The 25,714-nt window shown below is 70.1% G+C and carries 25 protein-coding genes; 10 read left to right on the top strand and 15 right to left on the bottom strand.

Annotation, left to right across the window (positions count from 1 at the left end; translation table 11 throughout):
• Nucleotides 1–67: 67 nt before the first annotated feature.
• Entirely contained in the window at nt 68–637 is a 570-nt protein-coding gene (locus HHX40_RS24920; protein ID WP_182882527.1) for a PadR family transcriptional regulator, read from the top strand.
• Between the two features lie 161 nt (nt 638–798).
• On the opposite strand, the gene HHX40_RS24925 is transcribed toward HHX40_RS24920, so the two are convergent.
• A complete protein-coding gene (locus tag HHX40_RS24925) occupies nt 799–1,392 on the bottom strand; it encodes a TetR/AcrR family transcriptional regulator (RefSeq protein ID WP_182882528.1) in 594 nt (197 codons plus the stop codon).
• Nucleotides 1,393–1,507: 115 nt separating this feature from the next.
• Here HHX40_RS24925 and HHX40_RS24930 point away from each other — a divergent pair, with 115 nt between their 5' ends.
• Entirely contained in the window at nt 1,508–2,452 is a 945-nt protein-coding gene (locus HHX40_RS24930; protein WP_182882529.1) for an SDR family oxidoreductase, read from the top strand.
• Between the two features lie 30 nt (nt 2,453–2,482).
• Here HHX40_RS24930 and dnaB read toward each other — a convergent pair whose 3' ends face one another.
• A complete protein-coding gene (gene dnaB, locus HHX40_RS24935; protein ID WP_182873222.1) occupies nt 2,483–3,850 on the bottom strand; it encodes a replicative DNA helicase in 1,368 nt (455 codons plus the stop codon).
• A gap of 290 nt (nt 3,851–4,140) precedes the next feature.
• Between dnaB and HHX40_RS24940 the strand changes: the two genes are divergently transcribed.
• The gene (locus HHX40_RS24940; RefSeq protein ID WP_182882530.1) at nt 4,141–5,469 is read left to right on the top strand and encodes an MATE family efflux transporter; all 1,329 of its coding nucleotides are present in this window, start codon (nt 4,141–4,143) and stop codon (nt 5,467–5,469) included.
• A gap of 1 nt (nt 5,470) precedes the next feature.
• Here the strand turns inward: HHX40_RS24940 and HHX40_RS24945 are convergent, their stop codons facing one another.
• The 7 genes from HHX40_RS24945 to rpsF all read right to left on the bottom strand — a co-directional run bounded on the left by HHX40_RS24945 (nt 5,471) and on the right by rpsF (nt 9,954).
• Nucleotides 5,471–6,214, bottom strand: coding sequence for an amino acid ABC transporter ATP-binding protein (locus HHX40_RS24945; RefSeq protein WP_182882531.1), 744 nt, complete (start codon nt 6,212–6,214; stop codon nt 5,471–5,473).
• Nucleotides 6,211–7,146, bottom strand: coding sequence for an amino acid ABC transporter permease (locus HHX40_RS24950; RefSeq protein ID WP_310738263.1), 936 nt, complete (start codon nt 7,144–7,146; stop codon nt 6,211–6,213). The genes HHX40_RS24945 and HHX40_RS24950 overlap by 4 nt, the downstream gene beginning before the upstream one ends.
• Nucleotides 7,143–8,030 carry an ABC transporter substrate-binding protein gene (locus tag HHX40_RS24955; protein WP_182882533.1) on the bottom strand — a complete coding sequence of 296 codons (888 nt, stop codon included), beginning with the start codon at nt 8,028–8,030 and terminating at the stop codon, nt 7,143–7,145. The genes HHX40_RS24950 and HHX40_RS24955 overlap by 4 nt, the downstream gene beginning before the upstream one ends.
• Before the next feature lie 182 nt (nt 8,031–8,212).
• Nucleotides 8,213–8,659 carry a 50S ribosomal protein L9 gene (gene rplI, locus HHX40_RS24960; protein WP_117408409.1) on the bottom strand — a complete coding sequence of 149 codons (447 nt, stop codon included), beginning with the start codon at nt 8,657–8,659 and terminating at the stop codon, nt 8,213–8,215.
• Nucleotides 8,660–8,676: 17 nt separating this feature from the next.
• On the bottom strand, nt 8,677–8,913 hold the full coding sequence (rpsR, locus tag HHX40_RS24965) for a 30S ribosomal protein S18 (RefSeq protein ID WP_036324737.1): 237 nt from the start codon (nt 8,911–8,913) through the stop codon (nt 8,677–8,679).
• Between the two features lie 110 nt (nt 8,914–9,023).
• Nucleotides 9,024–9,572, bottom strand: coding sequence for a single-stranded DNA-binding protein (locus HHX40_RS24970; protein ID WP_182873231.1), 549 nt, complete (start codon nt 9,570–9,572; stop codon nt 9,024–9,026).
• Nucleotides 9,573–9,663: 91 nt separating this feature from the next.
• Nucleotides 9,664–9,954 (bottom strand): 30S ribosomal protein S6, encoded by a 291-nt coding sequence (gene rpsF / locus HHX40_RS24975; protein ID WP_117408411.1) that lies wholly within the window; start codon nt 9,952–9,954, stop codon nt 9,664–9,666.
• Between the two features lie 182 nt (nt 9,955–10,136).
• On the opposite strand from rpsF, the gene HHX40_RS24980 reads away from it, so the two are divergent.
• Nucleotides 10,137–10,469 (top strand): hypothetical protein, encoded by a 333-nt coding sequence (locus HHX40_RS24980; protein ID WP_117408412.1) that lies wholly within the window; start codon nt 10,137–10,139, stop codon nt 10,467–10,469.
• Between the two features lie 33 nt (nt 10,470–10,502).
• On the opposite strand, the gene HHX40_RS24985 is transcribed toward HHX40_RS24980, so the two are convergent.
• Nucleotides 10,503–10,679 (bottom strand): hypothetical protein, encoded by a 177-nt coding sequence (locus HHX40_RS24985; protein ID WP_165900793.1) that lies wholly within the window; start codon nt 10,677–10,679, stop codon nt 10,503–10,505.
• A gap of 178 nt (nt 10,680–10,857) precedes the next feature.
• Between HHX40_RS24985 and HHX40_RS24990 the strand changes: the two genes are divergently transcribed.
• Nucleotides 10,858–11,646: a deoxyribonuclease IV gene (locus HHX40_RS24990; protein WP_117408413.1), complete on the top strand. Its 789-nt coding sequence runs from the start codon at nt 10,858–10,860 to the stop codon at nt 11,644–11,646.
• A gap of 46 nt (nt 11,647–11,692) precedes the next feature.
• On the opposite strand, the gene HHX40_RS24995 is transcribed toward HHX40_RS24990, so the two are convergent.
• From HHX40_RS24995 to HHX40_RS25010, 4 genes are all read right to left on the bottom strand, one after another.
• Nucleotides 11,693–12,928 carry a glycosyltransferase family 87 protein gene (locus HHX40_RS24995; protein WP_182882534.1) on the bottom strand — a complete coding sequence of 412 codons (1,236 nt, stop codon included), beginning with the start codon at nt 12,926–12,928 and terminating at the stop codon, nt 11,693–11,695.
• Between the two features lie 124 nt (nt 12,929–13,052).
• Nucleotides 13,053–14,453 (bottom strand): glycosyltransferase family 87 protein, encoded by a 1,401-nt coding sequence (locus HHX40_RS25000; protein ID WP_182882535.1) that lies wholly within the window; start codon nt 14,451–14,453, stop codon nt 13,053–13,055.
• A gap of 114 nt (nt 14,454–14,567) precedes the next feature.
• The gene (locus tag HHX40_RS25005; RefSeq protein ID WP_182882536.1) at nt 14,568–17,264 is read right to left on the bottom strand and encodes a transglycosylase domain-containing protein; all 2,697 of its coding nucleotides are present in this window, start codon (nt 17,262–17,264) and stop codon (nt 14,568–14,570) included.
• Between the two features lie 403 nt (nt 17,265–17,667).
• Nucleotides 17,668–18,051: a DUF5318 family protein gene (locus HHX40_RS25010; RefSeq protein ID WP_182882537.1), complete on the bottom strand. Its 384-nt coding sequence runs from the start codon at nt 18,049–18,051 to the stop codon at nt 17,668–17,670.
• A gap of 125 nt (nt 18,052–18,176) precedes the next feature.
• Here HHX40_RS25010 and HHX40_RS25015 point away from each other — a divergent pair, with 125 nt between their 5' ends.
• Together HHX40_RS25015 and HHX40_RS25020 are read left to right on the top strand one after the other, a co-directional pair.
• Nucleotides 18,177–18,815 (top strand): PadR family transcriptional regulator, encoded by a 639-nt coding sequence (locus tag HHX40_RS25015; RefSeq protein WP_111700074.1) that lies wholly within the window; start codon nt 18,177–18,179, stop codon nt 18,813–18,815.
• A 13-nt stretch (nt 18,816–18,828) separates the two neighbouring features.
• Nucleotides 18,829–19,908, top strand: coding sequence for an inositol-3-phosphate synthase (locus HHX40_RS25020; RefSeq protein WP_111700075.1), 1,080 nt, complete (start codon nt 18,829–18,831; stop codon nt 19,906–19,908).
• Nucleotides 19,909–20,000: 92 nt separating this feature from the next.
• On the opposite strand, the gene idi is transcribed toward HHX40_RS25020, so the two are convergent.
• Nucleotides 20,001–20,594 (bottom strand): isopentenyl-diphosphate Delta-isomerase, encoded by a 594-nt coding sequence (idi, locus tag HHX40_RS25025; protein WP_182882538.1) that lies wholly within the window; start codon nt 20,592–20,594, stop codon nt 20,001–20,003.
• Nucleotides 20,595–20,695: 101 nt separating this feature from the next.
• On the opposite strand from idi, the gene HHX40_RS25030 reads away from it, so the two are divergent.
• The 3 genes from HHX40_RS25030 to HHX40_RS25040 all read left to right on the top strand — a co-directional run bounded on the left by HHX40_RS25030 (nt 20,696) and on the right by HHX40_RS25040 (nt 25,706).
• On the top strand, nt 20,696–22,003 hold the full coding sequence (locus tag HHX40_RS25030; RefSeq protein ID WP_138459824.1) for an MFS transporter: 1,308 nt from the start codon (nt 20,696–20,698) through the stop codon (nt 22,001–22,003).
• 119 nt (nt 22,004–22,122) lie between these two features.
• A complete protein-coding gene (locus HHX40_RS25035) occupies nt 22,123–24,213 on the top strand; it encodes a vWA domain-containing protein (RefSeq protein WP_182882539.1) in 2,091 nt (696 codons plus the stop codon).
• Complete coding sequence (locus HHX40_RS25040; protein WP_182882540.1) at nt 24,213–25,706, top strand: extracellular solute-binding protein; 1,494 nt, start codon at nt 24,213–24,215, stop codon at nt 25,704–25,706. The genes HHX40_RS25035 and HHX40_RS25040 overlap by 1 nt, the downstream gene beginning before the upstream one ends.
• Nucleotides 25,707–25,714: the final 8 nt, after the last annotated feature.

Raw genomic sequence — 25,714 nt, forward strand, 5'->3', positions numbered from 1 at the left:
TTTGTGACATGTCAAAAGTAGAAGCTCCAGAGATGACATGTCAACACAGGAATGTAGGATCTGGCGCATGAGTCTTCGTCACGCACTGCTGGGGCTGCTGTCGGCCGGCCCGGCCAGCGGGTACGACCTGCTGAAGACGTTCGAGATATCGCTGGCCAACGTCTGGCCGGCCACCCAGAGCCAGCTCTACTCGGAGCTGACGCGCCTGGATCGCGAGGGTCTGATCGAGGTCGCCGCCGAGGGCCCGCGCGGACGCAAGGAGTATCGGATCACCGGAGAGGGCCTCGCCGAGCTGCGCCACTGGCTGGTGGAGGAGCCGCCGACGCAGAGCCGGCGCAGCGACATGCTGCTGCGGGTGTTCTTCCTCGACACGGTCGCGCCGGACCAGGCCCACGGCTACCTGGAGAGGCTGGCCGTACAGGCCCGCAAGGAGCACGCCGCGCTCCGCGGCGTGCGCGAACAGATCATCGGCCAGGGCGAGGACGCGCTGCGGCTGTACGGAGACCTCGCGCTGGAGTGGGGTCTGCGCCTGACCGCCGCCCAGCGCGACTGGGCCGAATGGGCGGCCGCCCGGATCGCGGCCCTGCCCCACCAGAGGCCGCACGAGAGCTCCGAGCCCGGCCCACGGCCCGCGTGAGCCGTCCGGCGCCGCGTCCTCCAACCGCCTCATGGCCCGCTACATCGCGGCGCCGTCGTCCTCATCGGCGGCGCGCGCGGCCGCCCCAGCTCGAAGGCCCGCGTGCCCTCCGGCACCTCCAGCAGCTACTCCAGCGCAGCGCGAGCGCGGCCGGCACGGCTCTATTCCGGCCTGCATCCTCGGATGATGGACGCGATGACGTCGTCGAGTCCCTGCTCGTCCGTCTCGGGCAGCGGCACGCCGCTCACCGTGAGGCCGACGTACCCGTGTAGCGGAGCGAACACCGTCAGGGCGATACGGTCCAGCGGCCCTTCGCGGACCTCGCCTCGGCGCTGCCCGGTACTGACCAGTTCCAGGCTCTGCTCCATCCACCGGCGTGCGGCCGCCCCCAGCGCCTGTGACGCCTCCGGGCTGTGCTTGGCCGAGAACATCAGGTCGAGCAGGGCGGCGTTCGCCACGCAGAAGCCCACGTAGGCCCGGGCCATTACGTTCAGGCGCTCGCCGAACGTCTGGCCGGCGCCGTCCTGGGCGGCTGCGATGGTTTCCACAAGCCGTTCGAATCCGTCCAGGGCCAGCGCGTCCAGCAGTGCCTGCTTGGTCTTGAAGTGACGACTCGGCGCTGCGGGGCTCACCCCGAGGTCGCGGGCCAGTTCCCGGAGCGACAGCGCACCCGATCCCCGCTCGCGCAGCGTCTGCTCGGCCCGTTCTAGCAGGGCAGCGCGGAGGTCGCCGTGGTGGTAGGGGCGCTTCTTCATACCGCCAGCCTAGTCCGAACATCAACTACCTTGTATGCATTGCATACAATGTAGTTGTTGCATACATTGGAGAACCAGTGCAGACGGTCAACGAAAACGACCCCAGGAGGAGCGCATGCCACGCAAACCCATCGACATCACCGTGCCCGACCTCACGGGGCGGCGCGCCCTCGTCACCGGAGCGAGCGACGGCATCGGTCTCGGAATCGCGACGAGGCTCGCCGCGGCCGGAGCCGAGGTGCTCCTGCCGGTACGGAACCCACGCAAGGGCCAGGCGGCGGTCGCCAGAATCTCGCAGGCGGCTCCCGGAGCCGACGTGTCGCTTCACGCCCTCGACCTGTCGTCGCTCGCCTCCGTCGCGGCCCTCGGCGACACCCTCCGCGAGGAGGGCCGCCCGATCCACATCCTCATCAACAATGCCGGGGTGATGACCCCGCCCGACCGCCAGACGACCACCGACGGGTTCGAGCTTCAGTTCGGCACCAACCACCTCGGCCACTTCGCCCTGGTGGCCCACCTGCTTCCGCTGCTGCGCGCCGGACAGGCCCGCGTCACCTCGCAGATCAGCGTCGCCGCGAGCCGGGGCGCCATCAACTGGCGGGATCTGAACTGGGAACGCTCCTACGACGGCATGAAGGCGTACAGCCAGTCGAAGATCGCCTTCGGGCTCTTCGGCCTCGAACTCGACCGGCTCAGCCGGACCCACGGCTGGGGCATCACGAGCAACCTCTCCCACCCTGGGGTCGCCCCGACCAACCTGCTCGCCGCGCGGCCCGAAGTCGGCCGCGACACGGAGACAGGAGGCAGGAAGCTCATCGGCGCCCTGTCCAGGCGGGGCATCCTCCTCGGGACCGTCGAGACCGCCACGCTCCCCGCCCTGTACGCCGCGACGGCCCCCGAAGCCCGGCCCGGCGGCCTCTACGGGCCGAGCGGACTCGGCCACCTCGGAGGCCCGCCCGCCGAACAGAAGCTCTACTCCCGCCTGCGCGGCACCGAGGACGCCCGGCGAGTCTGGCGAGCCTCCGAAGAACTGACGAAGGTGTCGTTCCCAACCGGCTGAGACACTCGGCACCCGTCGCGGGGCGACACGCTAGTGGGTGGCCATGTCGACGAAACGGCTGTAGTGGCCCTGGAAGGCGACGGTGACCGTGGCTGTGGGGCCGTTTCGGTGCTTGGCCACGATCAGGTCCGCCTCGCCCGCGCGCGGCGACTCCCGCTCGTACGCGTCCTCCCGATGCAGCAGGATGACCATGTCGGCGTCCTGCTCGATAGATCCCGATTCACGAAGATCGGACACTTGAGGCCGTTTGTCCGTTCTCTGCTCGGGACCACGGTTGAGCTGGGAGATGGCGATGACGGGCACCTCCAGCTCCTTGGCCAGCAGCTTGAGCGCCCGGGACAGCTCGGAGACCTCCTGCTGGCGGCTCTCGGTCTTCTTCGGCGAGCTCATGAGCTGCAGATAGTCGACGATCACGAAGCGCAGGTCGTGCCGCTGCTTCAGGCGGCGGCACTTGGCCCGGATCTCCATCATCGACATGTTCGGGGAGTCGTCGATGAACAGCGGCGCCTCGGCGACCTCCCCCATCCGGCGGGCCATCCGGGTCCAGTCGTCGTCGCTCATCGTGCCCGAGCGCATCGTGTGCAGCGGGACCCGCGCCTCCGCCGACAGCAGGCGCATCGTGATCTCGTTGCGCGACATCTCCAGCGAGAAGATGACCGTGGTCATCCCATGCTTGATAGCCGCAGACCGGGCGAAATCCAGACCTAGGGTGCTCTTTCCGATCGCGGGGCGGGCGGCCACGACGATCATCTGGCCGGGGTGGAGGCCGTTGGTGAGGACGTCGAGGTCCTGGAAGCCGGTCGGGACGCCGACCATCTGGCCGCTGCGGCTGCCGATGGCCTCGATCTCGTCCAGGGCGCCGGGCATGATGTCCGACAGCGGGAGGTAGTCCTCGGAGGTGCGGCGCTCGGTGACCTTGTAGATCTCGGCCTGGGCGCGGTCGACCAGGTCGTCGACCTCCTCGCCCTGGCCGCCGTAGCCGTAGGAGACGATGCGGGTGCCCGCCTCGATGAGGCGCCGCAGGACGGCCTGCTCCCGGACGATCTTCGCGTAGTAGCCGGCGTTCGCGGCGGTGGGCACGATCGCGGTAAGGGTGTGCAGATAGGCGCCGCCGCCGACGCGGGCGACCTCGCCCCGCTTCTGCAGTTCGTCGAAGACGGTCACCGAGTCGGCGGGCTCGCCCCGGCCGTAGAGATCGGTGATCACGTCGAAGACGATCTGGTGGGCGGGCCGGTAGAAGTCGTCGGCGCGCAGCACCTCGATGACGTCGGCGATGGCGTCCTTGGACAGCAGCATGCCGCCCAGCACCGACTGCTCGGCCTCGATGTTGTGCGGCGGCGTCCGCTCGAACGTCGATTCGGAGCCTCCCGGGCCTCCCGGGAAGTCGAGCACGCTCACCTCACACCCCCTGCCCAGCGGTCACAGCATCCCCAACCCGGTGCGACAGTCTCCCCAACCTCGGGGCGGGGCGGCAACCCGGCCGGTGGACAAGCCTGTGGACAACGTGTGCAGGCACGCCCGTGACATGTGGGAAGCCTGGGGACGAGCCTGTGGACAGCCAAGCAGCCGCATCGGGGAAATCCATCGCTACCTGCGGTTTCACTGTCCACCGCCTGTGGAGGAAAGAAAGTCGCAGAGGGATTCCCGATACTGATCGAGCATGACCTCGTAAGCCGCAAAATAGGCTTATGTCCCTTACCTCCAGAACAGGACACGGACGCGCCCACGACAGGGAGATCCTGAGGCTCGCGATCCCGGCATTCGGGGCACTCGTGGCCGAGCCGCTCTTCCTGCTCACCGACTCGGTCATCGTCGGCCACCTCCCCGATCCAGCGCTCGGCGCGCTCGGTGTGGCCAGCGCGGCCCTGTCGGCTCTCGTCGGGCTGTGCGTGTTCCTCGCGTACGCCACCACGGCCGCGGTCGCGCGGAGGCTTGGGGCGGGGGACGTCAGGCAGGCGATGCGCCAGGGGATGGACGGCCTGTGGCTGGCCGCGATCATCGGCCTGGCCGTCGGTGTGGCGTGCTGGCCTCTTGCTCCGTTTATCGTACACCTGTTCGGAGCGGTGGGCCAGCTCGCCACGGAGGCCGTCACCTACCTGCGCATCAGCCTCATCGGCATCCCCGCGATGCTGCTGGTCCTCGCCGGCACCGGCGTGCTGCGGGGGATGCAGGACACGCGTACGCCGCTCGTGGTCTCCGTGGCGTCGTTCGCGCTGAACGGGCTGCTCAACGCCTGGTTCGTGCTCGGGCTCGGCTGGGGGCTCGCCGGGTCGGCCTGGGGCACGGTCCTCGCCCAGGCCCTCGCGGCGGCGGCCTATCTCGTGATGGTCGTGCGCGCCGCCCGCGCGCACGGCGCCTCGCTGCTGCCCGACCTCGCGGGGCTGCGCGCCGCCGGAGCGGCCGGGCTGGCCCTGGTCGTCCGTACGGCGTGCCTGCAGGCGGTGCTGCTCGTCGCCGCGGGGATCGCCACCCGCATGGGCGACGAGCAGATCGCCGCGCACACGATCGCCACCCGGATCTGGACCTTCCTCGCCTTCGCCCTCGACGCGATCGCCATCGCCGGTCAGGCCATCACCGGCCGCGCGCTGGGCGCGGGAGACACCTCGGGCACCCGCGCGGCGACCCGGCGCATGCTGATCTGGGGCATCGCCTGCGGCGTGGTGTTCGGCGCACTCGTGCTGGCCGCCCGGCCGCTGGTCCCGGCCCTGTTCGACGCGCGGGGCGAGGCCGCCGCCGAACTGCTGGCCGTGCTGTGGCCGGTGGCCCTCCTCCAGCCCGTCGCGGGTGTGGTGTTCGTGCTGGACGGGGTGCTCATCGGCGCCGGCGACCAGCGCTATCTCGCCCACGCCGGGCTGTGGACGACGCTGGCCTTCCTGCCGTTCGCCGCGGTGGCGGGCACCCTGGTCGCCCTGTGGCTCGCGCTCGGCGCGTGGATGGCCGCCCGGCTGGTCACGCTCGGCGTCCGCGCGTACGGCACCGCCTGGATGGTGACCGGCACCTCGCGGACGGCGACCTGACTCACATGCGGCGGGCCTCCAGCACGCGCTGGAGGAACGCGCGGGTGCGGGGATGCCGGGGCTCGGAGAAGATCTGCCCGGGTGGACCGCTCTCCAGCAGCACGCCGCCTTCGAGGAAGCAGACCTGGTCGGCGATGTCACGGGCGAAGCCCATCTCGTGGGTGGCCAGGATCATGGTCATCCCGGTGTCCTTGAGCTCGCGGATGATCCCCAGCACCTCGGTGACCAGCGTCGGGTCGAGCGCGGAGGTCACCTCGTCGAGCAGCAGCAGGCGCGGCCTGGTCGCGACCGCGCGGATCACGGCGACGCGCTGCTGCTGTCCGCCGGACAGCCGGTCGGGATACTCGTCCGCCTTGGCGGCCAGCCCGAACCTGTCCAGCAGCTCACGCGCCCGCGCCTCGGCCTCCTCCGCCCGTACGCCGTGCACCTTGCGCGGCGCGAGCGTGATGTTGTCCAGCACGGTCATGTGCGGGAACAGGTTGTAGGCCTGGAACACCATGCCGATGCGGCGGCGCACGTCGTCCGGGTCGGCCCGCGGGTCCGTGATCTCCGTCCCGTCCAGGTGGATCGCGCCGTCGTCGATCGTCTCCAGCAGGTTGACGCAGCGCAGCAGCGTCGACTTGCCCGAGCCGGACGCGCCGATCAGGCAGACCACCTCGTGCGGGGCGACCTCCAGGTCGATTCCGCGCAGCACGCTCTGCCCGTGGTAGTGCTTCCAGACGCCCTCGATCGTGAGCAGGCTCATGCCGTGCCGCCTCCCGCTTGGCGCCGGGCGACTCGCGCGGCGAGATGGTCGGTGAGCCGCGCCATCGGCACGGTCAGGGCGATGAACAGCAGCGCGGCGGCGAGATAGGGCGTGTAGTTGAAGGACATGGCGGCGTGGATCTGCGCCTGCCGCAGCGCCTCCAGCGGCCCGAGCACGGCGACCAGGGCGGTGTCCTTCTGCAGTGAGGTGAAGTCGTTGAGCAGCGGCGGGACCACCCGGCGGACGGCCTGGGGCAGCACCACGTAGCGCATGGTCTGGCCGTGGGTGAGGGCCAGCGACCGGGCCGCGGCCCGCTGGCTGGGGTGCACCGACTCGATCCCCGCCCGGAACACCTCCGCGACGTACGCTCCGTAGGACAGGACGAGCGCGATGATGCCGAGCGTGACGGGGTCGCTCGGCGCGCCCTGCAACTGGAGCGCCGGGATGCCGAACCCGACCAGGTAGATGAGCAGGATGGTCGGGATGCCGCGGAAGACGTCGGTGTAGAGCACGGCCAGCGCGCGCAGCGGGAAGAACACCGGCGAGCGCAGGCCGCGCACCAGCGCGACGAGAAGGCCCACCACCAGGATGAACGCCTCGGCGATGAGGAAGATCTTGATGTTGAGCAGGAACCCGCGCAGCACGTCGGGCAGCGCGGCGACGAACGCCTCGGGGCTGAGGAAGGTCTCCTGGACGCGCGGCCACCCCGGCGACTTGGTGATCCCGACGACCAGGGCGACCACCACGACGATGGTGGAGGCGGTGGCGATGGACACCGACCGCCGCCCGCGGGCGCGCAGCTCCGCCTCCCGGCGAAGCTGCCGCTCGCTCTTCACCCACTCCGGCGGATCGCCCGGCCCGTCCGGATCGCGATCGGGATCGTCCTCCCGGCCGGACGGCCCGTACGGCGCCGACGCGTGCCCGTCGGTCACTTGAGCTCCGGCGCGCCCGCGGCGGCGGTCAGCCACTCGCCTTCGATCTTCGCCAGCTCACCGGAGCTCCGAAGCTCGCCGAGCGCCTTGTCGACGCAGCTCACCAGGGAGCTGCCCTTCTGGAACAGCAGGCCGAACTCCTCCGGCTCGCCGCCGGTCGCGGCGAACTGGCCGACGATCTTCGAGCCCTTCACCTGCGCGGCCGTGACGTAGAAGGCGGTGGGCAGGTCGACGACGATGGCGTCGATCTGCTTGTTCTTCAGCGCGGTGATCGCGTCGACCTGCTGGTTGAACACGCTCGGGTCCTTAACCGGCTGGATGACCGCCTGTACGGCCTGCAGCGCGGTGGTGGCCGCCTGCACGCCGATCTTGGCGTCCTTGAGATCGGCGAGGCTGGTGGCGGAGGCGTACTTGCCGCCCTCCAGGGCGACCACACCCTGCTTGACGGTGTAGTAGCCCTGGCTGAAGTCGACGGCCTTGGCCCGCTCGGGGGTGATGGAGATCTGGTTGACGTCGAAGTCGAACTGCTTGGGCCCAGGGGCGAACGACGAGTCGAACGGCACGACCGTCCAGGCGACCTCGTCCCTGGTGAAGCCCAGCTGCCCGGCCACCGCGTAGGCGACGGCGCTCTCGAACCCCTGGCCGCTGGAGGGGTCGTCGTTCTTGAACCACGGCTCGTACGCCGGTTTGTCCGTGCCGATGGTGAGCTTGCCGGGGGTGGTGAGCTTCAGGCTCTCCTTGGCACACGCGTCGGCGCCCGTGGAGGCGCCCGCCGACGTGCCCGCCGAGGAGCTCGCGGTGGTGGAGGCGTCGTTCGCCGGGGCGCAGGCGGCGGCCGCCAGCGTGAGGGCACCGGACGCCAGCAGCAGAGAGGGACGGCGCATCACAGCCTCCATCAGGGGGTCTTTCCACGAAATCCGTCAAAACGGATGGGATGATACTAGCGTTCCGTAGAACCCCCCTTTACCTGGGGAGATCCTGGAATTCACGCTCGTCCACCCGGCTCGGACGACGAAGGGCCCCTCTCCGCGGACGGAGAAGGGCCCTCGACGGACTGCGGCGGGTGTCAGCCCGCGACCACCTCGACATCGAGGGTGGCGGCGACCTCCGGGTGCAGCCGGACGCTGACCTTGTGGGTGCCGACGCTCTTGATCGCGTTGCCGATCTCGATCCGGCGGCGGTCGAGCTGGGGACCGCCGGCGGCCTTGACGGCGTCGGCGATGTCACCGGTCGTGACCGAGCCGAACAGCCGGCCGGACTCGCCGGCGCGGGTCTTCAGCTTGACCTTGAGCGCGCCGAGCTGGCCGGCGACCTCCTTGGCGGAGCCGAGGTCGCGGATCTCGCGGGAGGCGCGGGCCTTCTTCAGCGAGGCGACCTGCGACTCGGCGCCGCGGGTCCAGCGGATGGCGAAGCCACGGGGAATGAGGTAGTTGCGGCCGTAGCCGTCCTTGACCTCGACAACGTCGCCGGGAGCGCCGAGCCCGGAGACCTCAGTGGTGAGAATGAGCTTCATGTCCTGGGTCTCCCTTCTCAGCGCGCGGTGCTCGTGTACGGCAGCAGGGCCATCTCACGAGCGTTCTTGATAGCGGTGGCCACGTCGCGCTGGTGCTGGGTGCAGTTGCCCGTCACCCGGCGAGCACGGATCTTGCCGCGGTCGGAAATGAACTTCCGCAGCAGCGCCGTGTCCTTGTAGTCGACGTAGGAGATCTTGTCGTGACAGAAGAGGCAAACCTTCTTCTTGGGCTTGCGCACTGCCGGCTTCGCCATCGTGGTGCTCCTTTCAGAGCCCCGCGTTTCGCGGGAATGGTCGCTCGGTTGTGTTTACAGTGAGTGGGACCGGAAGGCCCGGGACCGGGTCGTGCCCGAAGGTCGTTTCCCTAGAAGGGCGGTTCGTCGCTGAAGTCGCCGCCGAAGCCGCCACCACCCTGGGGAGCGCCGCCGCCGAAGCCGCCGCCGCCACCCCCTCCGCCGGAGCCGTAGCCACCCTGCGGAGCGGGAGCCGCGGACGCCCACGGGTCGTTGGCCGGGCCGCCGCCGAAGCCGCCGCCTCCGCCCTGGCGCGAGGTCTTGTTGACCTTCGCCGTCGCGTTGCGCAGCGAAGGGCCGACCTCGTCGACCTCGACCTCGTAGACCGTGCGCTTCTCGCCTTCCTTGGTCTCGTACGAACGCTGGCGCAGCCGTCCCTGCACGATCACCCGCATGCCGCGCTGGAGGCTCTCGGCGACGTTCTCCGCCGCCTGCCGCCAGACGTTGCAGGTGAGGAACAGGCCCTCGCCGTCTTTCCACTCGTTGGTCTGCTTGTCCAGGAACCTCGGAGTGGACGCGATGCGGAACCGGGCCACGGCCTGCCCCGTCGGGGTGAAGCGCAGCTCCGGGTCGTCGACAAGATTGCCGACAATGGTGATCTGTGTGTCGCCTGCTGCCATCGGTCGCTTTCGCCTTCCTATCCCGTCAGCTGAGCCGTCAGGGGCTCAGAGTACGGCTCGGGCCCGACAAACCGCCGGGCTTCTGAGCCGTCTAGTGCAGCTCGGGGCGGATGACCTTGGTGCGGAGAATGCCCTCGTTCAGGTTGAGCTGGCGGTCCAGCTCCTTCACGGTGGCGGGCTCGGCGGTCAGGTCGACCACCGCGTAGATGCCCTCGGACTTCTTCTCGATGTCGTAGGACAGGCGGCGACGGCCCCAGACGTCGACCTTCTCCACGCTTCCGCCGTCGTTGCGGACGACGGCGAGGAACTGGTCGAGCGACGGCTGCACGGTGCGCTCGTCGAGGGACGGGTCGAGGATGACCATCATCTCGTAGCGACGCATGTGTTATCCAACCTCCTCTGGACTCTTGCGGTCACGACGCCTTGCCGTGACAGGAGGACCTGCGCGATGCCGGGCGGCCAAGCCGCCCCAGCTGTGTCACACGCAGTCGAACCAGGCTACCAGCCCCTTGGCCGTACGCCGGACGGAGAGCGAAACTGGAGGTCGGAGAGGGGGGAGGCGCGATGCCACGTGTCATCGGCCGGAGAAGGAGGCGCCCCGGTCACCTGACGCTGAACACCGACGGGCGTCCGCACCCGCGGGAGAACGCGTTGACGATCGCCACGCTCGCGTGCGGTCTGGTGGCGTTCGTCACGGGGTTCGTCGTGCAGGCGCACATGGTCGCGTCCTGGGTCGGCGCGATCGGGTTCTGGGGCGGCCTCTACGCACAGTTCGTCTCGTCGACCAGCAGGCAACGGGCACTGATCATCGTGGGGATCGTGGGGTCGTTCGTCGGCGCGGCGCTGGGGATCGCGCACGGCGGCTTCTTCCCCCGCGGGTTCACCCTGCGCAACTGACTCGTCCACGGCGCCGCTCCGACCGGAGGTGGCTCAGCCGCCGATGTGCAGGTCGACGCCGAGGAGCACGAGGAACCACAGGAAGACGGCGATCAGGGCCTGGGCGACCTGCTTGATGAGGGTGGGGGTGATGTAGTGGTGGATCCAGGCCACGTAGAGGCCGACGAGGATGTAGATGAGAAGGATGAAGCTGCCTAAGCGATATCTCATGCTCGTCTCCCTGACGAAGTAGGATCGGCGCGCGGGTCTCAGGGCGCGTGACACGCGACTTCCCTGGTGCGCTCTTTTGAAACAGCGCACCCTCTTGAAACGCTCTTGGAGAGCGCCTACAGTTCGCCCTCCGCGTCCGGCAGCCGCTCACCAGGCACGCACGTGTTGGAGGACCTCCATGGACAGCCACAGCGCCGGCCCGCGGATCGGGGCCCACGTCGACCAGGACGACCCGCTGGCGCACGCGGCGGCCCGCGACGCCGAGGTGGTGCAGTTCTTCCTCGGCGACCCGCAGGGATGGAAGAGCCCGGTGCTCCCGGCCACCGCCGACGCCCTGCGCGCCTCGGACGTCGATGTCTACGTGCACGCGCCGTACGTCATCAACGTGGCGACCGCGAACAACCGCATCCGCATCCCGAGCCGCAAGCTCCTGGACGCGCACCTCAAGGCGGCGGCGTCGATCGGCGCCAAGGGGCTGGTCGTCCACGGCGGGCACGTCAACGCGGGCGACGACCCGCAGACCGGGTTCGACAACTGGCGCAAGGTCTTCGAGCGCACCGAGTGCCCGATTCCCGTCCTGATCGAGAACACCGCGGGCGGCGGCAACGCGATGGCGCGCAGGCTGGAGCGGATCGCCCGGCTGTGGGACGCCGCGACGGCGGGTGCGCCGGACCCCTCGATGGTCGGCTTCTGCCTCGACACCTGTCACTTCCACGCGGGCGGCGAGGAGCTCGCCGGGCTGGTGGAGCGGGTGAAGGCGATCACCGGCCGGATCGACCTCGTGCACTGCAACGACTCGCGGGACGCGTTCGACTCGGGCGCCGACCGGCACGCCAACCTCGGCGCCGGCCAGATCGACCCCGAGTCGATCCTCGCGGTCTGCCGCGCGGCCGGGGCGCCGATCGTGGTCGAGACGCCGTTCGAGGGTCAGGCCGAGGACATCGCGTTCCTGCGCAAGCATCTGTGACGCAGGGCCGTCCACAGCCTGTGGATAAATCTGCGGATTGCGAACCTCAGAAAACGGGTAGGGCTTCTGGAACGTCCTGCTCGTCCTTCGCCTTCTTCGGCCTGCGCGTGGCCCGCCACAGCTGCACGTACGACGTGACCGCCGCGGCCAGGAAGACCAGATTCCGGAGGGTCAGCACCACCGTGCCGGGCAGCGCGCCCTCCCAGCTGTAGTCCTGCTCCACCCAGGGGTACATGATCCCGGTGAGCAGGGCGGCGACCATGACGAGCCAGGCGGCCGGCCGCTGCGTCGGCCCCGGCTCCGCGCGCCGCACCGCGAGGATGACGGCGGCGACGCCGATCACCCAGACGAAGTACTGCGGCGACAGCACCCGGCTGGTGACGACCAGGAACAGCACGGTGGTGAGCGCGGCGTCGTAGTAGGACCGCGGGCTGGGAGCCGCGCGCAGCCACCACACCCCGATCAGCACGAGCGCCACGGGCGTGGCCGCCAGGCTCACCCCGATCGCGGTGTCCACGCCGGCGCCCACGGCCTCCATCGAGCCGTGCTGGTAGGTGGTGAAGCCGTCCCACCACCCGAGGGCCCGGGCGAGCGCGAACGGCGTCGCGGCGAGCGACTCGATCTGCAGCCCCCGCTCCTGCTGCGCGGTCAGGAAGTCGAGCGCGTGCGGCAGGGTCAGAGCGGCCATGCCGCAGCCGGCCACCGCGACGACGAGCGTGGAGCCCGTGGCGGTCAGCAGTTCACGCCACCGCCGCAGGCCGGTGAGCAGCGCGACCGGCCACACCTTGACGATGAGCCCGACGCCGATCAGCGCTCCGCGCACCAACGGGTTCGCCGAGGCCGTCAGCGCCAGCACCGCCACCAGCGTGACCATCAGGTCGTACCGGCCGAGGAGCACCGGCCCGAGCAGGGCCGCGCCGATGGTCCACGCCCACGGGCCGGTGCGGCCTCCGCCGCGCGGGGAGTGCGAGAACCGCCACACCAGGAACAGGATCACGAGGTCGCAGAGCAGGGACAGCAGGTAGAAGGCGACGTGATACTCGAACGGCAGCAGCCGGGGGACGAGCATCGGCAGCGCCGCGAACGGCGGATACTGCCACTTGTCGTCCCCGGCGGGGAACTCCCCGCGCGCCAGGACGTCCGACCAGCCCTGGTAGAGGGTGACGTCGTTGCTGAAGGAGTCGCCGTGGCCGGTCGGGATGGCCTGGGTCGCGACGAGGAACAGCCCCGCCCTGGTCACCGTCCACACGAGCAGCAGAAGCCATGGCGGCCTCCGGCGCATCACCGTCTCCTCCCCGTTCGCCGCACGCTTGCGAGCGACGTTACGCGAAGCCCGCGCGCACGTCTCGCGGGAACATCCGGCGAGGGTGCGCGCGGGCCGTGAAATCCGATGAAAGATTCATGCCTCAGACCGGTTCCGGCTGCTCCTGTCCGCCCCGCTCCTCCGGTCCGTCACGCTCCTCGGAGCCGCCCCGGGCGAGGACCGCGCGGCGCAGCACGAAACGGTCCTCGGCCTGGTCGAACGGGCCACCGGACGGGTCGTCCACATCCCCCTGGCGGACGACGTCGTGCTCGGGGCGCAGGATCTCCCAGACGACCAGCGCCATGAGGACGACGATCGTCAGCAGGCGGGCCCAGACCGACAGGAAGTAGGGGTCGTCGCCGATGCCGAGCGAGGCCTGGTCGGGGATCTGGGTGATCAGGTAGAGCCAGATCGAGAAGAAGTACCAGCACTCGGCCACCTGCCAGGCGGCGAGGGCCCCCCACCTCGGCCTGGCCAGCACCGCGAACGGCACCAGCCACAGGACGTACTGCGGCGACCAGACCTTGTTGGTGATCATGAACGCGGCCAGGGCCAGGAAGCACAGCTGCATCAGGCGAGGCCGGCGCGGCGCGGTGAGCGCGAGCACGGCCACGCCCAGCAGCAGCACCGCCAGGGCCGCCATGGCCATCGTGTTCAGCTTCTCACCGTCGCCGAGGAAGGCCAGGAACTCGGGCCTGTCGTGGCCGAACCACTGCGTCTTCTGGAAGAAGAACCACAGGCCGCCCCAGTCGGCGCCGCGCTCGCTGCTGAAGGCGTAGAACCGCTGCCAGCCCTCGAAGTTGATCATCATGATCGGCACGTTGACCAGCAGCCAGGCGGCGGCCGCCCCCGCGACGGTCTTCAGGAACGGCATCCATTTGGCCGTACGCAGGGTGAGCAGGAACAACGCGCCGAAGAACATCAGCGGGTAGAACTTCGTGGCCACGGACAGAGCCAGCAGCACACCGGCCAGCCACGGCCGGTGCCGGGCCCAGGCCAGCAGGCCGCCGAGCGCGAGCGCGCCCGCGGCGAGGTCCCAGTTGATGTACGCGCAGAGGATGACGGCCGGGCCGACGGCGTACCAGAGGGCGTCCCAGGGGCGGCGGCCCGCGAGCGCGGCCGTCAGCAGCACGCCCACGACCAGCGCGATGCCCATCAGGACCACGGTGACGTCGTAGAACACGACCCCGTCACCGCCGGCGAGGCGCCGGGCGAACTCCATGATTCCGCCGATGCCGACCGGATACTCGACCGGGTAGTCGACGTACGGGACCTTGCCCTCGTTGAGCTTCTCCGCCCAGAACAGCGGATAGATGTCCGTGTAGCAGAAGTGCGTGTACTGCCCGATTCCGCCGTCCCAGGCGCCGCCGAACCGGCACGGATACTTCCACAGGTAGGCGAGGACGGCGCCGAGTCCCGCGAGAAGCCCGAGAGGCAGGTACGGCACAGCCCGCGCGGCGACCCCGGGCATCGGGGCGGAGTCGTTCGTGGTCCGGGTCGTCATGGTGGGTATTGCACCATCGAACCCCGTGAGTTGGCGACTCAGACGGTTCGAGGGGGCCCGCGGCGGCGCGCCGCGGGCCCCCTCGTCACGGTCTAACGAAGTTTCGGTCCGGGCTCAGGGACTGGTTCCGGACTGCCTCGCGACGGGTGCCGACGCGGGGGCACCGGTGCCGTCCGCCGGGGCGTTCTGTCCCCCTGGTCCCCCCTGTCCGCCCGGGCCCCCCTGTCCTCCGGGGCCGTTGTCGCCGAGATCGAGACCCACGCCGTCGTCGCCACCGCCGACGCTGCCGTCACAGGACAGGTCGCCGGGGAGACAGGAACCGTCGCCGCCGCCGCCGTTCGGGAAGTCGGTCGGCATGTCGTTGGGGAACCCGCCGCCGCCGTCCTCCGGGCTGGGGGACGGGGTGGGCGTCGGGCTCGGCACGATGTTCTCCGGGCTGCCCATGCCGGCCTTCGCCGGGAACTGCTCGACGGGCTTGCCCTCGTGCGCCGCGACCATGAAGTCGTGCCAGATGTGCGTCGGGGCGTCGGCGCCCTCGAAGCCCAGCGACACCTCCTTGACGCGGGTGTACGGGTTGTTCCCGTTGTACTTCGGGTGCTCCTTGCCGTTCGGCGTGATCGGGCAGTTGGAGTAGCGCGGCTGCACGATCTTGCCGCTCTTGGTCACGCACTGCTCGCGGTACATGCCGACCGCGGTCACCAGCTGCGGCGTGTAACCGACGAACCAGGCTTCCTTCTCGTCGTTGTTGGTGCCGGTCTTGCCGGCGGCGGGGCGCCCGATGGGACCCCAGCGGCTGGCCGTACCGGACTTGATGACCTGCTCCATGGCGTAGGTCGCGTCGGCCGCCGCCTCCGGCGAAATCACCTGCTTGACCTCGCGGGCCTCGGTCAGCACGACGGTCTTGCCCTGCTTGACCTCTTTGATCACGTGGTAGTCGACGTGCTTGCCCGCGTTGGCGAAGATCGAGTAGCCGGCCGCCTGCTCCACCGGCGTGACGCCGACGCTGCCGATCGCGAGCTGGTAGCCGTGCCCGCTCTGGCCGCCGACGCCGTTCTTGTCCTCCTCCAGCGCCCGCTTGCTGATGCCGGCCGCCTCGGTGAGCGACCGCAGGTCGTCCAGCTGGCCGGGCAGCTTGAACGCCATCGAGGCGAACGCCGTGTTGATCGAGTGCGCGGTCGCGTAGATCACGTCGATCGACGCGGGCACGGAGTGCCCGTTGGTGATCGGAGTGGTGCCGGGCAGCTCCTTCGGCATCGTCTCCTTGCCGGGGACGTAGCTGTTGAGGCTGTAGCCCGCGTCGAGCCAGGCGGCCAGCACGTACGGCTTGAACGCCGAGGCCGCCTGCTTCCTGGAGTCGAAGGGCTCGTTCCAGGTCTCGTTGAGGTAGTTGCTGCCGCCGTAGAACGCGATCACCCGGCCGTTCGTCGGGTCCACGGCCGCGAGGCCGGTGTGGAACTCCTTCGACATCGACGAGGTCGTGTTCAGGACCGCCTTCTTCGCCGCCTGCATGAGCTTCTTGTCGAAGGTGGTGTAGATCTTGTAGCCGCCGCTCTCGATCTGCTCGCGGCTGAGCTTGCGGCCCTCCAGCTCGTGCAGCGCCTGGCTGAGCATGTAGCCCTTGAGCCCGCTGAACTCCTGCGGATTCTTCTGCGGCTTCGGCTTGGGGAACTTCGCGGTGGCCGCGACGTTCGGATACTTGGGCTTGCCGTCCTTGTCCGTCATGAGGGACATGCCGTTGAGGACGTACTTGAAGCGCTCCTCGGTGCCCGCGTAGTTGCCGTCGGCCTCGGCCTTGTCGAAGTTGCCCGGCTGCTGGATGCGCCCGGCCAGGTAGGCCCCCTGCGCCACGGTCAGCTTCTTGGCGGGCTCGTTGAAGAACTCGCGGGCCGCCGCCTCGATGCCGTAGGTGTTGCGGCCGAACGGCACCGTGTTCAGGTAGTACTCGAGGACCTTGTTCTTCGACCAGTCCTTGTCGAGCCGGACCGCGATGAAGATCTCCTTCACCTTGCGCTTGATGGTCTGCTCGGTGCTGAGGCCGTTGAAGTAGTTGCGGGCCATCTGCTGGGTGATGGTCGAACCGCCCTGCGTCTGCTGGCCCGTGGCGGTCATCCAGACCGACCGGGTGAGGCCGGCGATGTCGATGCCGCCGTCCTCCCAGAACGAGCGGTTCTCCGCCGCCACCACCGCGTCCTGGACGTGCTGCGGCACCTGGTCGAGGGTGACCGCCACCCGCTTGGTGCCGAGGCGGGCCAGCACCGAGCCGTCGCGGTAGTAGAAGGTGCTGCCCTGGGCCTTGGCCGTCTCCTGCGCGTCATGCTCGGAGGGCAGCTCCGTGTTCGCGTAGGCGACCGCGATCATGCCGAAGATTCCGGCGCACAGCACGGTGAGGCTCGCGAGGAGGATCTTCCAGCTCGGGACGAACCGCTTCCAGCCCGTACGGCGGGGCTTGGCGTTCTCCTCGAAGTCGTCGTCGTCGAAGTCGCGCGGGTCACGCGGACCACGCCCTCCCGGACCACCGGGCCCACCCGGTCCCCCCGGACCACCGGGACCGCCGGGGCCGCGTCCGCCGCGGCCGGTCGGCCTGCGGCGGCGACCGCCGGTCTGCCCGCCGGTCTGCATCGACTCGGTGGGCTGTCCCTCGGCGTCGCGGCGGGGGCCGCCCGCCGGCATGCCCAGCGCCTGCGTGCGCTCGTCGGCGCCCGGCGCCCCCGGCCGCCCCGGACCGCCGGGGCCGGCGGGACCACCGGGACCGCCCGGGCCCTGCGGGCCGTAGCGCGGGTCGTGCCCCCCTGGCGGCCGGCCGCCGCCCATCGGACCCCGTGGGCCCGGTCCCTGACCATGTGCCGGACCCTGCGGCGGACCCTGCATCGGGCCGCCTGGCGGCACCGCGCCCATGGCCGCCGTGTCCTCGAAGGCCGCCTCACGGCGGCGGGGGTCCGGTCCGGGAGGGGGCGGCTGCGGCGCGCGACCCCGGCCGGGTTGCCGCGGCGGAGCGGGGTCGCCGTACGCGTCGTACTCGTCGGACTCCCGGGGCGAGCGACGACGGCGCCCAGGGCGGGATGATCCACCGGAGCCCGAGGCGTCCTCGGGGCGGCCGGACGATTCCGGTCCGTAGCTGCTGTAAGTCACACGTCCTCGTCAGATGTCTTCGGGAAACTGATCGACGTCGGCCGGCAGGCCGGGAGGGTTCCTCCTGGGAAGGTGGAGGGTCGCCCTACAGGGAAGGGCCCGGGGGATCGGCTGTTCCGTGGACGAACGACACCGCCAGGTGGTTCCAGGTACAACCTTGGCAGACCTCCACCACGCAGACCCGGGATTCGCCGTATTCCCGGGCCGTCACGGCGCGCTCCGTCCTCCCCCTGGTCCGTTCCGCCGCTCGTCCCCGTTCGCCTCCGTCCACAGGTGTGACGTTGGTCACGTTCCTTCGCCCGCGCGTGGGGCAGATGCGAGACGTGGGCTCAGCGTGAGGCCGGGCCGCACGTGGGAGGAGAGGGCGGGCGTCCCAGACGTCCCGCGCCCGCGTGCGATCGGCGCGGAAGGACCGTACGGCCGCCCGCCTGGCGAAGCCGCGGGCCTCGACCGATCGCTGTGAGCACATGTGGCCAGATTACGACCCTTTGCCAAATCTTGCCCAACTGTTGACCCGTTGCCAGATATGACACCCCGACGTATCCTGCAGATGTATCGAGTCGATACATCAGTCGGACACAGGAGGTGGTTCCAGTGACGGGCTCTCGTGGAGGTGTGCTGGAACTCGCCGTCCTGGGGTCGCTGCACGAAACACCTCTGCACGGATACGAGCTGCGCAAACGGCTCAACACGCTGCTCGGCATGTTCCGTGCGTTCTCCTATGGCTCGCTGTATCCCTGCCTCAGGGGCCTGCTCAACGACGGGCTCATCGTCGAGGAGGAGCCCCCGCAGGACACGGTTCTCGGCCGCAGGTCGAAGATCGTCTATCGGCTCACGGCGGAAGGTAAGGAGCGGTTGCAGGAGCTGCTCAACCAATCGGGCCCGTCCTCCTGGGAGGACGAGAGCTTCGGCATCCGCTTCGCCTTCTTCCGCCACACGGAAGCCGAAGTGCGGCTGCGCATCCTGGAGGGCCGCCGCAGCCGCCTGGAAGAACGCCTCGACCGCGTCCGTGAGGCTCTGTCCCGCACGAGGGAGCGACTCGACAGCTACACGCTGGAGCTCCAGCGCCACGGGCTGGAGTCGGTCGAGCGCGAGGTTCGCTGGCTGAACGAGCTGATCGACTCGGAACGACGGAGCCGGTCGGCTCCCGGCGAGGGGGATCACCCCCCGGGTCCCGCGCAGGCCGTACAGGAAGAGACCCAGAGGGCGGACACGCCCGAGGCAGATAGGTAAAGGAGCGAGTGCTATGGGTTCGGTGCGCGTAGCCATCGTCGGTGTGGGCAACTGCGCCTCATCGCTGGTGCAGGGCGTCCACTACTACAGGGACGCGGATCCGGGCAGCCGTGTGCCGGGCCTCATGCACGTGCGGTTCGGTGAGTACCACGTCGGCGACGTGGAGTTCGTCGCGGCTTTCGACGTGGACGCCAAGAAGGTCGGCCGCGACCTGTCGGAGGCCATCGTCGCCTCCGAGAACAACACGATCAAGATCTGCGACGTGCCGCCGCTCGGCGTCACCGTGCAGCGTGGTCCCACCTTCGACGGGCTGGGCACGTACTACCGCGAGATCATCGAGGAGTCCGACGAGCAGCCGGTCGACGTCGTCCAGGCGCTCAAGGACGCCCGGGTGGACGTGCTCGTCTCCTACCTGCCGGTGGGCTCGGAGGAGGCCGACCGCTTCTACGCGCAGTGCGCGATCGACGCCAAGGTGGCCTTCGTCAACGCGCTTCCGGTCTTCATCGCCTCCGACCCCGAGTGGGCCGCGAAGTTCACCGAGGCCGGCGTGCCGATCGTGGGCGACGACATCAAGTCGCAGGTCGGCGCCACGATCACGCACCGCGTGCTGGCCAAGCTGTTCGAGGACCGCGGAGTGGAGCTGCTGCGCACCTACCAGCTCAACTTCGGCGGGAACATGGACTTCATGAACATGCTGGAGCGCACCCGCCTCCAGTCCAAGAAGATCTCCAAGACCCAGTCGGTCACCTCGCAGATCCCGCACGAGATGGGGAAGGCCGACGTCCACATCGGCCCGTCGGACCACGTGCCGTGGCTGGACGACCGCAAGTGGGCCTACGTCCGCCTGGAGGGCAGGTCGTTCGGCGACACCCCGCTGAACCTGGAGTACAAGCTCGAGGTCTGGGACTCGCCCAACTCGGCCGGCATCATCATCGACGCGGTCCGCGCGGCCAAGATCGCCCTGGACCGGGGCATCGGCGGCCCGCTGCTGTCGCCCTCGTCGTACTTCATGAAGTCGCCGCCGGAGCAGTACTCCGACGACGTCGCCCGCGAGGCCGTCGAGAAGTTCATCCGGGGCGAGAACGAGCGCTGACGGACTCTTCTCCGCGTGTCCCGCCCCGGTTCCGTGACGGACCGGGGCGGTTTCACATGCTCATGGGTGGCGGCGGGCCCGGAGGCGGCGGCTCAGGCGAGAGGGAGCGCGGCCGGCGGCAGGGCCGCCGGGTCGGCCACCGGCCAGGCCAGCGGGTCCGGCCCGAGCGCGACGAGCTGCGGCACCTGCTCCCGCGCCCAGGGCGAGATGTCCAGCTCTCCGCTCGTCACCCCGGCGGCGAAGCTCGCCCAGGGCTCCCAGCGGACCTCGCCGACCTCCTCGGCGTTGGGCGCGGCCTCCTCTCCCGTCACCACCGCCCGGTAGACCGGGCACAGCTCGTGCTCGACCATCCCGTTGTCCATGACCGCGCGGTAGGCGAAGCGCGGCAGGATCAGGTCGACGGACTCGACGATCAGTCCGAGCTCGAACGCCAGGCGGCGGACCACCGCCGCCGACAGCGGCTCCCCGGGCAGCGGATGCCCGCAGCAGCTGTTGGTCCACGCGTCGGGCCAGGTCAGCTTGTGACCCGCCCGCCGCGACAGCAGCACCCGGCCCTGCCGGTCGAAGACATAACTGGAGAACGCCAGGTGCAGCGGAGTGTCCGCGCCGTGGACGGTGGACTTGGGAGCGGTGCCGATCGGGTTGCCCTCGACGTCGACCAGCACGACATGTTCCGGTGAGGTCACCGTCAGAGACTACGGTGTCACGCCGTCGCCGGTCAGTGGCAGGGGGTTTTATCGGGGTTGATCCTGATGCCTCTCGGAGATCGTCCGCGTAGGCTGTCGCCGTGTCCTACGTCTCCGATCTGCGGGTGGTCCTGCGGGGTCGCAACTTCCGGCGGCTCTTCGCCACGAGGCTCGTCTCGCAGTTCTCGGACGGGATCTTCCAGCTCGCCGTCGGCGGGTACGCGTTCTTCAGCCCGGAACGGCAGGCCAGCGCCGCCGACATCGCGGCGGGCCTCGCCGTGCTGCTCCTGCCGTACAGCGTGCTCGGGCCCTTCGTCGGGGTGTTCATCGACCGCTGGTCGCGGCGGCAGATCCTCGTGATCGCGCCGTTCGTGCGCGGGACGCTGCTGGTGCTGGCCGCCTGCCTCGTCCTGGCGGGGACCTCCGACGTCGTCTTCTACGTGGCGGCGCTCGGCGTGCTCGCGGTCAACCGCTTCTTCCTGGCGGCCCTGGGCGCGTCGCTGCCCCACGTCGTGCCGGGCGACCAGCTGATGATGGCCAACGCGGTGACTCCCACCTCCGGCACGGTGGCGACGTTCCTCGGGATGGGCGCGGCCATGGTGCTCCGCACGATCGCCGGATCGGACGACCGGGGCGTGGCGGTGCTGCTGGTCTGCTCCGGCGTCGTCTTCGGGCTGAGCGCGCTGATCGCCCGGACGATGGAGCGCTCCCTGCTCGGCCCGGCGTACGACCCGGACCGCCCGCAGGCCCGCGAGGCCGTACGGCACGTGCTGACCGGGCTGGTGGACGGCGCGCGGCACGTCGCGCACCGGCGCTCGGCGGCGGCCGCCCTCACCGGCATGGCCGCCCACCGCCTCATGTTCGGCATCTCGACGGCGGCGGTGGTCCTCATCTACCGCTACTCCTTCACCAGCGACCCCGACGACGCGCTGAAGGGCATCGCGCTCGTGCTGGGCGCCGTCGGCGCCGGGAGCTTCGCCGCGGTGCTGGTCACCCCGTGGGCCACCGAACGGATCCGCATCGAGACCTGGGTCCCGGCCATGCTGATCACCTGCGGGATTCTGGAGTTCGCGCTGTGCGTGACGTTCCGCGAGTGGGGCTTCCTCGGTGCCGGGCTCGTGATCGGCGTCGCGGGACAGAGCGTGAAGATCTGCGCCGACACCGTCGTGCAGCGCGACGTCGAGGACGCCTATCTCGGCCGCGCCTTCTCCGTGTACGACATGCTGTTCAACGGCATGACGGTCCTCGGCGCGGTGCTGGCGGCGGCTCTGCTGCCCCACGACGGCAGGTCCTACCCCGCGCTCGCCGTGATCGCCGTCGGCTACCTGCTCGGCGCGGTGGTCTACCGGCTGGTCCTCCCCTCCCCCACCACCCGCCACCCCGCCGTCGCCTCCGATCGACCCGAGTAAGGGCCGGGCGTGATCAGGTGATGTGCCCCTGACATATCCATGACGGCGCCCTGACGGATCATCCGAGAGCTACTATTCCGGCAGTTCCCGGTCCTCTCATCACCGAACAGGCCGTTGTGATGTCCTCCCCGACCCCCTCGACCGCAGGAGACGACTCCGACCGGCCGCCAGGGAACGCACCGGGGGAGGCGACGCCCCCGGAGCGGCCCCCGAAGGTGGCGGCGGCGCGGGAGACGCTCGTCACGACGCTCGCCGCGGCCGCGGCGAACAGCATCTGGACGGAATACCACGCCTTCCTGGAGCACCTGCCGGTCCCGACGTACGTCGGAGTGCTGGCGACCGGCGTGCTCGGCGGTTTCTTCCTGTCGGGCCGGGGGCCGGCGGGTGTGCTCGCCCGACTGACCGGATGGCTCGGCCCGCCCGCCGCGAGGATCCGGGACTGGATCCTGGCCCCCCTCTCCCAGCGGACGCGGACGGCGAAGACGCTGCGGACGCTGCGCCGCGCCCTGCCCGTGCTCGTGATCGCCTATCTGTCCGTGGCGTCCGGTGTGGTCGTCGTCCTGGGCGTCTGGGGCGCGTCGATGCTGGTGCGGTGGGCGTCGTCACCCTCCTGCGCGGATCCGCGGGAGTTGTTCGTGATCACGGCGCCGGAGAACGTCGACGAGCTGCGCGATGCCGTCGCGGCCTATGCCGGCGATTCGGACGACTGCCCGCCGTACCGGATCTCGGTCGGCCCCGCGCCGTCGGCGGCCGATATCGCCACGGGCTTCACCCTCGGCTGGTGCCGGGGAGACGAGTCGTTCCCGAGGCTCTTCGGGAGGCGCCCTGACGCCTGGATCGCCACCAGCACCGCCGAGGTGGAGCACGTTCTCCGGCTCCAGAGCACCAGCAGCCCTTCGGGACAGCCCTGCGACAGGATGGCCGGCGGAACGGCGACGCTGCGCCCGGGCCCGAGTGTGGCCGGCGAGCAGCTGGTCGTCGCGATGCTCGCCGAGCGCGCCGACGACCTGGAGAGACTGCCTCCGGAGCGGAGAGGCGACAGAGCGCTGGCGGACGTCATGCGGACGGTCCGCACCGATCTGGGCATGCGCCTGGTCTACCCGCAACCCGGTCTCTCCTCGGCCGGTCTGCTGGCGGCCGCACGCCTGGTCGGCCTGGAACGCCCTGAGGACACCGTGCGGAGCATGGTCTCCGACGACAGCGTCAACGCGCTCCTGTGCCGCTTCAAACGGATGACGAGGGCCGAGAAGAATGAGCATGCCCTGCTCATCCCGGCCCACAGTGTGCGGGAGTACAACGCCGGGGAGATCGCGGACGAGGGCTGCCGGGGCATGGGCGAGGACGAGCCCAGACTCACGGAGGAACGGCCGCCCGGTCTGCCCCTCCTCGACTATCCGTTCGTCGCCGTCGACTGGCCGGACGAGGGCGCCCAGGCCTCCCGGGACGAGACGGCCGAAAGCCGCCTCGCTCTCGATCACTTCGCCGCCTGGCTCACGCACGAGCACCCGCTCTTCGGCCGCCCGGCACCGCCTGCCAAGCAGAGCGGCGATGACGTGCTGGACCAGGCGAAGAAGGAGATTTCCCGGCGGCTGCACCCCGTCGACCTGCAGTTCCTGCTCGACGTCTCCGGATCGATGTCCCGATCGCTCCTTCCCGCGAGTGAGGCGCTCCCCGAGATCAGGCAGGCGCTCATCGAGACCGACCGGCTGTCGCTCAGCACGTTCTGGCGGGAGAAGGACGAAGGTCCCGTAAGGGTCAGCGATCCCACCGACAAGGACGAGCCGAGCCGTCTGGACAGGTTCGTCGGGCGTTTCCGGCTGGAGCGGAGCCGGGGACGGGACGCACCGCTGTGGACGGCGATCGAGGAGCTGGGAAGGAAGTTCGGCCCCCCGGCCCGTTCGGTGGTGGTCATCACGGACGGAGGACCGTTCGGGACCGGAAGGGATCCCCGGCCTGCGGAGCAGGACGTCGTACGGGCCCTGAGCCGCAGCCCCTCGATACGCAACCTCTACGTCCTCGTCCTCGGGCACAACGGGTGTGGGGGCAGGTTCCCGCAGCCGGAGCGGGTACACGGGCCGGGGGCGAAGCCGGGGTCGGAGCAGCGCGTGATCTGCGCCGAGATCGGAGGAGGGCAGCCCTCCCGGACAGGGACGCAGGCGGTGGCGGGCGTGCTGCGTAACGCGATCTTCACACTACGGGAGTGGTCCTGATGACCCGGCGACCGGAGCTGTGGTGGTCACGGCTTCCCCCCTTCCGGAGGCGGCTCGCCGCCGGAGGGTTCGCGGTGGGCGTCCTCCTCGGGAGTCTGCAACTCCTGCACACCGGGAGGGACACGGCCTGCCACTCCGACGGGCGGATCACGATCGCGGCGAACAGCGACGTCAGCGCCGGAGGCTTCCGCAGGGACCTCGTCCGGCAGTGGAACGCGAAGTCGAAACGCACCGACGATCTCGTCGAGATCTCCGACTCCACCGACGAGGCCAGGGCCGAGATGGCCGCCGCGGCCCAGTCGCACCGCTGCACCTACGACATCTTCCTCCTGGACGTCGTCTACATCCCCGAGTTCGCGAGGAACGGCTACCTGAGCGAGCTCACCCCGAAGGAGTTCGGCGCGGCGTGGCCGCACGTCACAAAGGAGGTGCTGCGGGCGGCACAGGTGGACCGCAGACAGTACGCCGAGCCCCTGGCCACAGACGCGCCGCTGTTGTTCCGCAAGGCCGGCCTGCCGCTCCCCGCCACATGGGCGGATCTCGTCGGAGACGGCAGCCGGACCGGCTACGCCGGCACGTACGGCTACGTCGGGCAGTTCGACGACTACGAGGGGGGAACCGTCAACCTCATGGAGGCGGTGCTCTCCTCCGGCGCCGAGATCACCGAGGGCGACGAGGTCGTGCTCGACCAGTACGCCGAGAAGACGAAGAACGCGCTCGCCCACCTGCGCGGGCTTCTCGACGGCCTCGCGGGGGACGGGAGCCGGCCACCCGGCCCGGGCGGCCCCTCCTCCAGCCCGGCGCCCTCCCCCGGCGCCGAGGCCCGGTGCCAGGACCGCCTCGGCCGCGGCTGTCTGTTCCGGTACCGGGAGGAGAGCAGCCTGCAGGCTTTCCGGGACGGGGACGTGGGGTACATGCGGAACTGGCCGTTCGCCTTCCCCCGTCTGGCGCTCGACCCGTCGATGCGGGCCGGAGACGGGTCTCCGCTGTTCGAGGTGTCCCACCTGCCCGGCAAGGGGATCACGGGGGGCTACGCCCTCGCGATCAGCGCGACCATGCCCGAGGAGGAACGTCCGGACGCGGTACGGCTCATCCGCTTCCTCACGTCGGCCGAGGCCCAGAAGCAGCTGTTCGCGTGCGGCGGCTACCCGCCCGTCATCAAGGAGGTCTACGACTTCTACATGTCACAGGAGAAGGGCCCCCGAACGTGCAGCGAGCTCCAGGATCGGGAGGATCCGTCCCCCGAACCCGGATCGGAGATGACGGCCCTTGAGCTCGGCGACTTCGCGACGGCGATCCACGACGCGCTGGGCCGGGCCGAGTCACGTCCGGTCTGGCCCCACTACGCCACGTTCAGCGACACGTTCAGATCCTGCGCGAGAAAAGCGGTGACCGGCGAGATCGAGGCGCGGGAGATCGACGTCGACAGCTTCGCCGAGGCCCTGCGGACGGCCGGGGACGGCAGGCGGCCGGACGATCCCTGCCCCGGCTGACCGGCGAG

It is taken from the genome of Microbispora sp. H10949 (genome assembly GCF_014161435.1).
GTDB classification, from domain to species: domain Bacteria; phylum Actinomycetota; class Actinomycetes; order Streptosporangiales; family Streptosporangiaceae; genus Microbispora; species Microbispora triticiradicis.